The organism is Streptomyces synnematoformans (genome assembly GCF_039531005.1).
In the GTDB taxonomy this organism is placed as follows: Bacteria; Actinomycetota; Actinomycetes; order Streptomycetales; family Streptomycetaceae; genus Streptomyces; species Streptomyces synnematoformans.
Genome location: NZ_BAAAPF010000359.1, coordinates 1 through 6986, shown reverse-complemented (window position 1 = coordinate 6986; position 6986 = coordinate 1). Strand labels below are relative to the sequence as shown.

The following is a 6986-nucleotide window of genomic DNA, read 5'->3' as shown; positions in this document are numbered from 1 at the left end:
CGACCTCCCCGGCGTTCCCGGCGCCGACCGCGAAGCCCGGCGCCGCCGCCGCGGCGCGGTCGGCGAAGAGCCGCACCGCGTCCTCCCCGGACAGCGGCGGCACCGCCCGGACGACCTGGCCGGCGACGCCCAGCGCCTCCCGGCCGGTGGCCAGCACGCGCAGCCCGGGCGCCGCGTGCAGCAGCCGGTCGGCGAGCTTCGCGGCCCCGTCGACGACGTGCTCGACGTTGTCGAGCAGCAGCACCGCCGGCCGGTCGCCGACCGCCTCGGCGATCTCCTCCTCGTCGGGCACGCCGAACGCCGTCGCCACCACGTCGGCCACGCTCCCGCCGCCGGCGCCCGCCAGCTCGGCCACGTAGCCGGGCTCGGGGCGGTCGTGCAGCGCGGCCAGCGCGAGCCGCGTCTTGCCCTCGCCGCCGGCGCCGGTGAGCGTCACCAGCCGCTCCCCGCCGAGCAGGGGCCGCAGCTCCGCGAGGTCCGCCGCCCGGCCGACCAGCGGCGTCAGCGGCGCCGACGGCCGCGGCGGGCGCTGCCGCGGGGCGCCCGGCGCCGCGGCGGCCAGGGACTCGTCGCCCGAAAGGATCCGCTGCTGCAGCCCGGCCAGCTCCGGGCCCGGGTCGAGCCCCGCCTCCTCGCGCAGCCGTACCCGCAGCGCCCGGTAGGCGGCCAGCGCCTCGCTCTGCCGCCCGGAGCCGTACAGCGCGCGCATCAGCAGCCCCGTCAGCCGCTCGCGCAGCGGGTGGGCGCCCACCAGGTCCGTCAACTCCGCCACCAGCGGCGCGTGTTCCCCCAGCGCGAGCCGCGCCCGCGCCAGCTCCTCCAGCGCGGTCAGCCGCTGCTCCTCCAGCCGCGCGGCGGTGGCGCGGGCGAAGGGCGCGTCCTCGTACGGGCTGAAGGCCGGGCCGCGCCACAGTGCCAGCGCCTCGGTGAGCAGGTCGGCGGTGCGGGCCGGGCCGGACGCCGCACGGGCCCGCCGGACCAGCTCCGCGAAGTCCCCGGCGTCGGTGGCGGCGGCCAGCACGTACCCGGAGGCGCCGGAGACGACCAGCTCCCGCCCGCCCGGCTCGGCGTCCCCGAGCGCCCGGCGCAGCTGGGAGACCTTCGCCCGCAGCGCGCCCGTCGGCTTGCCCGGCGGCCGGGCGTCCCACAGGTCGTCGACGAGCCGCCCGCGCGGCACCGGCCGCCCCTCGCGGGCGAGCAGCGCGGCCAGCAGCACGCGCACCTTCAGCTCCGGGACCCTGACCGGCCGTCCGTCGTCGGTCCAGACCCGCACCGGACCGAGCACTCCGAAGCGCATGACACCACCATAAGCAAACCCGAACACCGCCCGGCGACCGTGAACCCATGACGACAACCACCGCCGCCGCCAAGGCCGGCCCCCGCGAGTGGCTCGGCCTGTCCGTCCTCGCCCTGCCCATGCTGCTCGCCTCGGTCGACAACAGCGTGCTGTACCTCGCGCTGCCGCATCTGACCGCGGACCTGGAGCCGTCCGCCACGCAGGTGCTGTGGATCATGGACATCTACGGGTTCATGATGGCCGGCTTCCTCATCACCATGGGCACGCTCGGCGACCAGATCGGCCGCCGCCGGCTGCTGACGTTCGGCGCGGCGGCCTTCGGCGCGGCGTCGGTGCTCGCCGCGTACGCGTCGAGCGCCGAGATGCTGATCGCCGCCCGCATACTCCTCGGCGTCTCGGCCGCGTCGCTCGCACCCTCGGCACTGGCCCTGGTCGGCACCATGTTCACCGACGCGCGCCAGCGCGCCCTGGCCATCGGCGTGTTCACCGCCTGCTTCATGGGCGGCGCGGCGCTCGGGCCGGTGATCGGCGGGGTGCTGTTGGAGAACTTCTGGTGGGGCTCGGTGTTCCTGCTCGGCGTGCCCGTGGCGCTGCTGCTGGTGATCACGGCCCGGCCGCTGCTGCCGGAGTCCGGCGGCGGGGGCGGCGGGCGGCTGGACCCGGCGAGCGTGGCGCTGTCGCTGCTGACGGTCATCCCGCTGGTCTACGGGCTGAAGGAGCTGGCCGACGAGCCGGGCGCGCGGGCGGCCGGCGCCGTCGCCGCCGGCCTCGTCTTCGGCTGCGTCTTCGCCCGCCGCCAGCTCCGGCTCGACGATCCGCTGCTCGACCTGCGGCTGTTCCGCAACCGCTCGTTCTCCGCCGCGCTGGTCGTCCTGCTGCTCACGATGCTCATGCAGGGCGGCACGTACCTCTTCTTCAGCCAGCACCTCCAGCTGGTCGAGGGCTTCTCGCCGCTGAAGGCCGGCTTCTGGATGGCGCCGCCGGCGCTCGCGCTGGTCGCCGGCTCCCTGCTGGCGCCGGTGCTGGCCCGCACCGCACGGCCCGCGGCCATCGTCAGCGCGGGCCTGGCGATGTCCGCGGCCGGGTTCCTGTACGTCGCGGTCAGCGACGACCTCGTGCCGCTGGTGGTCGGGTTCACGCTGGGCTTCCTCGGCGCCGCGCCGGTCGGCGCGCTGGGGCTGAACCTGATCGTGGGCACGGCGCCCCCGGAGAAGTCCGGCTCCGCCTCGGCCACCGCGGAGACCGGCGGTGAGATGGGCATCTCGCTGGGCATCGCCGCCCTCGGCAGCCTCGGCACGGCCGTCTACACCGCCGGGATCGACCTCCCCGCCGGGGCGCCGGAGCGCGCGGGGGAGTCCCTGGCCGACGCCGACGCGGCGGCCGCCGGGCTGCCCGACCGACTCGGCGACGACCTCCTCGACGCCGCCCACGCGGCCTTCGGCTCCGGGATGACCGCCGTCGCCGTGGTCGCCGCCGCGCTCTACGCCGCCCTCGCGGTGCTCGTCGTCGTGCTGCTGCGGCACCTGCGCCCGATCGGCGCGGAGGACGGGCCGGCCGGCGGGGACGACTGAGCCGTACGGCGGCTCAGTGCTGCGTCGCCGCGCGCTCCGCGGCACTGCGCAGCACACAGAACTCGTTGCCCTCCGGGTCGGCGAGGATCGCCCACCCCGTGCCGTCCGGGTTGCGGTGGTCGGCGACGAAGGCGGCGCCGAGGCCGAGCAGCCGCTCGACCTCCTCCTCGCGCCGGGTCTCCGGCCGCAGGCACAGGTGGATCCTGTTCTTGGCCGTCTTCGGCTCCGGCACCGTGTTGAAGTGCAGCACGGGGCCTTCGGGCAGGAGCACCTGGGTCTCCGGCGAGCCCGGTCCGTCCTCCGGATCGACCGGGCTGCCGGTCACCCTGCTCCAGAACAGCGCCAGTTCGTAGGCGTCGGCGCAGTCGATCGCGACGTTCTGTACTACCGAGGTCATGGACGCAGCCTGCCCGAGCCGCCCGCCGGCCGCCACCGGATTACACCCCGGCGGCGGCCGGCGCCGTCAGGCGGACTCCGCCGCCGCCAGCAGCTGGTCCTCCGTGGTGCCGCGGCGCCAGTAGCCGGTGAACGTCACCGCCCTGCGGTCGAAGCCCCGTTCGCGCACCAGGTGGCGGCGTACGGCCCGGACCGTCGCCGACTCTCCGGCGACCCAGGCGTACGGCGTGCCCCCGGGCAGCTCCGCGCCGCGCACGGCGTCCGGGGTCGGCGCGTCCGAGCCGCGTACCAGCCAGGTGACGTCGGCGTGCGCCGGGGCCGGCAGCGCCAGCCGGTCGGCCGCGTCGGCCACCTCGATCCAGGCGCGTACGGGCACGTCCGCGGGCACCGCGGCGAAGATGCCGGCGACGGCCGGCAGCGCGGTCTCGTCGGCGGTGACCAGCATCCAGTCGGTGCCGGCCGGCGGGCGGAAGTCGTAGGCCACGTTGTCCGCGACGATCGGCGCCAGCACGCAGAGCCGGTCGCCGGGGGCGGCGTGCAGCGCCCAGCGGGACCCGGGCCCGGTGTCGCCGTGCACCGCGAAGTCGACCACGAGCCGGTCCGGGGAGCGGGTGAGGCTGCGCGTCGTGTACGTGCGCATGATGCCGCGCACCGCGGGGTCGAGGGCCTGCCAGGCCGGGTACCAGTTGCCGCCGTCGTCGTCCGGCATGACCGGCGCGTCCTGGCCCGGGTGCGGGAAGAACAGCTTGATGCGCTGGTCGCGGCCCGCGGACTCCATCGAGGCCAGCCCGGGGCCGTCGAACGCGACCCGGATCATGGTGGGGGACAGCCGCTCGACGCCGGCGACGGCGATGTCGAAGAAGCGGAACGGCGCGTCGGTCGCGGAGCCGCTCACCGGGCCACCTGCTTCGCGTCCCGCAGGGCGTCGGCCAGCGCTTCTATCAGCGGCGCGTGGCCGGCGTAGCTGTGGGGCGCCACGTTCAGCCAGGGGATCACCTGGCCGGCGGCGACCGCGGGCAGCCTGCGCCACGTGGGCTTGGTCTCCTGGAGCTGGTCGGGCTGGAGGTTGCCGGTGCGCTGGTCGACCATGATGACGTCGGCCCGGAACCGCTCGACGGTCTCCCAGCTCGACTCCTCCCAGAAGCCGCTCTTCCCGGGGTTCTCCGGGGTGGCGAACTCGACGCCGAGCTGCTTGTAGTAGCGCAGGTCCCCGAAGTCGTCGGCGACGGCGGCGTAGAGCAGATCCGCACTGGCGGAGACGGCGAGGACCTTCAGGCCCCGGCGGTCCTCGGCGGTCTTGGCCAGCGTCTGCGACGCCTTCTCGAAGCGGGACTTGGCGCGTACGACCTTCTCGGCACCCAGGTCGGCGCCGAGGGAGGCGGCGAGTTCCGCGTACCGCTCGATCGACGTCTTGAGGGAGGTGCCGGAGGTGCGGATGCCGACGGCGGGCGCGAGGGAGGTGATCTCCTCGGTGCTCTCCTCCGGCAGGTACCACAGCACCGGCGGCTCCTGCATGTGGGTGACCAGCAACTCCGGCTGCAGCGAGGCGTACTTCTCGACGTTGAACTGGCCGTAGGTGTTGCCGATGACGGTCAGCCCGTCCACGTCCAGGTCGCCGGCCTGCACGTCGGGCTCGCCGTTGGGGAGCGTCGTCGGGCCGAACACGCCGGTGCACTCGATGCCGAAGTCGTGCAGGGCGGCGGCGGAGGCGACGTAGCCGACGACGCGCTCGGGGGTGCGGTCGGCCCTGGCGACCTTGCCGCGGTCGTCCTTGAAGCGCCAGGCGCCGTCCGCGCCGCCGGACTCCGCCTCCCCGGAGGCGGAGTCGCCGCAGGCGGCGAGGGCGGCGCCGAGGCCGAGCGCGCCGCCGGCGGCGAGCAGACCGCGGCGCGAGGGACGGGCGACGGCAGGGCGTGGCCGGAAACGGCTGTCGCGAATCAACATGAAGGTTAGGCTAACCTAACTGTCACGGGCCGGGGGAGCGGCCCGGCCCGTGGCATCGTCCCCGTGCCCGCCGACCGGCCGCCGGGAGACGGCGGTTCACCGGTGCGGCGACCCTCCGGGCTCGCGCAGCGGCCCCAGCAGCACGAGCCCCACCGCGGGCAGCGCGATCAGCGGCGTGAGCGCTACGGTCAGCGAAGTCGCGTCCGCGAGCGCGCCGATGAGCGGCCCCGCCAGCCCGCCCGCGCTGACCGCCAGGCCCAGGGTGACCCCGCCGGCGGTGCCGACGTGCCGGGGCAGGTAGTCCTGGCCGAGCGTGAGGTGCAGCGAGAACGGGACGTACAGGCCCGCGGAGGTGAGGGCCACGAAGAGGAAGAGCGGCGGGCCCGGCACGAACACCACCCCGGCGACCGCCGGGCCGCTCAGCGCGTACGACCACCGCACCACCGGCAGGCGCCCGAACCGGGACGCCAGCCGCCCGCCCGCCACCGTCCCCGCCGCACCGCCCAGATACAGCACGCACAGCGCCGCCGTGCCCGCCGCGGTGCCGCCGGGCGTGCGCCCGGCCACGTACAGCGGGACGAAGGCGCTCAGCCCCACGAACACCACCGACCGGCACACCACCGCCCCGGTCAGCCGCGCGAACGACGCCCAGTCGTCCCGCCCGCCGAGCGCGCCGTCGCCCGCGTCCCCCGCGTCCCCGGCCGGGGTGTCCGGCGCGTACGGCCGCAGCGAACGCAGCGCCGCCGCGCACAGCCCCGCCCCCGCCAGCGCCGGCAGCACCAGCAGCGGCGAGGCCCGCAGTCCGCCGGTCGCGGCGACGGCGGCCACCAGCGGGGGAGCGGTGGCGAAGCCGAGGTTGCCGCCGAGGGAGAACCAGCCCATCGCGGTGTGGCTGCCGGCGCTAGCCCGCCGCGCCACCCGCGCGGCCTCCGGATGGTAGGCGGCGACCCCGGCGCCTGACAGCGCGACCGCCGCGAGCGTCAGGGCGTACGAGCCGCAGACCCCGGCCAGCGCCACGCCCGCACCGGCCGTCAGCGTGCTGACCGGCAGCAGCCACGGCACCGGCCGCCGGTCGGCCAGCACCCCGAACAGCGGCTGCACCACCGAGGACAGCAGCGAGGCCGCCAGCACGACGCCGGACGCCGCGGCGTACGAGTACGCCCGCTCGGCGACGAAGAAGGGCACCAGCGCCGCCACCGCCCCCTGGTAGACGTCCACGCAGGCGTGGCCCGCAGACAGCAGCGGCAGGGGCCGGAAGCGGGCGGCGCGGGATTCGGTCACCCCCCGATCGTCACGGCGCGACCCTCTGGCGAACTTCCGATAAAATGCCAACCCATGCCGGATATCCGCCACGCCCCCGCGGCGCCCACGCGGGCCAGGACCCTCGCCGCGGGCGAGCGCATCGGCGCGCACCGGCACGACGACCACCAGCTCGTCTACGCCGGCTCCGGCGCGCTCGCCGTCACCACCGACGCCGGCACCTGGTTCGCACCCGGCACCCGCGCGCTGTGGGTGCCCGCGGGCTGCGTCCACGCCCACCGCGCGTACGGCCGCCTCGACCTGCACCTCGTCGGGCTGCCCGCGGACACGGACCCGCCCGGGAACCCGCTCGGGCTCGACGCGCCCGGCGTCCTGGCCGTCAGCCCGCTGCTGCGCGAGCTGATCCTCGCCTGCACCCGCGACCCGCACGACGACGGCCCCGAGCGGCGGCGGCTGCGCGCCGAGCTGCTGGACCGGCTGCGCGCCGCCTCCGCCGCCTCCGCCGCCGAGCGTCTTGG

The 6986-nt window shown here is 76.4% G+C and carries 7 protein-coding genes; 2 read left to right on the top strand and 5 right to left on the bottom strand.

Annotated elements, in window-relative coordinates; genetic code table 11:
- Positions 1–1297, bottom strand: a 1297-nt coding sequence (locus ABD317_RS31810) for an AfsR/SARP family transcriptional regulator (RefSeq protein WP_344294507.1), incomplete at its 3' end; no start/stop codon positions are given.
- 47 nt (positions 1298–1344) lie between these two features.
- Here ABD317_RS31810 and ABD317_RS31805 point away from each other — a divergent pair.
- The gene (locus ABD317_RS31805) at positions 1345–2868 is read left to right on the top strand and encodes an MFS transporter (protein ID WP_344294505.1); all 1524 of its coding nucleotides are present in this window, start codon (positions 1345–1347) and stop codon (positions 2866–2868) included.
- A gap of 13 nt (positions 2869–2881) precedes the next feature.
- On the opposite strand, the gene ABD317_RS31800 is transcribed toward ABD317_RS31805, so the two are convergent.
- The 4 genes from ABD317_RS31800 to ABD317_RS31785 form a co-directional block, all read right to left on the bottom strand.
- Positions 2882–3265, bottom strand: a complete 384-nt coding sequence (locus ABD317_RS31800) for a VOC family protein (protein ID WP_344294503.1) — start codon at positions 3263–3265, stop codon at positions 2882–2884.
- A 66-nt stretch (positions 3266–3331) separates the two neighbouring features.
- On the bottom strand, positions 3332–4159 hold the full coding sequence (locus tag ABD317_RS31795) for a siderophore-interacting protein (protein WP_344294501.1): 828 nt from the start codon (positions 4157–4159) through the stop codon (positions 3332–3334).
- Positions 4156–5208 carry an ABC transporter substrate-binding protein gene (locus tag ABD317_RS31790; RefSeq protein WP_344294499.1) on the bottom strand — a complete coding sequence of 351 codons (1053 nt, stop codon included), beginning with the start codon at positions 5206–5208 and terminating at the stop codon, positions 4156–4158. The genes ABD317_RS31795 and ABD317_RS31790 overlap by 4 nt, the downstream gene beginning before the upstream one ends.
- A gap of 96 nt (positions 5209–5304) precedes the next feature.
- Entirely contained in the window at positions 5305–6489 is a 1185-nt protein-coding gene (locus tag ABD317_RS31785) for an MFS transporter (RefSeq protein WP_344294497.1), read from the bottom strand.
- Between the two features lie 54 nt (positions 6490–6543).
- On the opposite strand from ABD317_RS31785, the gene ABD317_RS31780 reads away from it, so the two are divergent.
- A partial coding sequence (locus tag ABD317_RS31780) for an AraC family ligand binding domain-containing protein (protein ID WP_344294494.1) occupies positions 6544–6986 on the top strand: 443 nt, incomplete at its 3' end.

Coding starts and splice junctions, on each gene's coding strand:
- ABD317_RS31805 (WP_344294505.1), top strand. CDS start 1,345: ATGACGACAACCACCGCCGCCGCCAAGGCCGGCCCCCGCGAGTGGCTC.
- ABD317_RS31800 (WP_344294503.1), bottom strand. CDS start 3,265: ATGACCTCGGTAGTACAGAACGTCGCGATCGACTGCGCCGACGCCTAC.
- ABD317_RS31790 (WP_344294499.1), bottom strand. CDS start 5,208: ATGTTGATTCGCGACAGCCGTTTCCGGCCACGCCCTGCCGTCGCCCGT.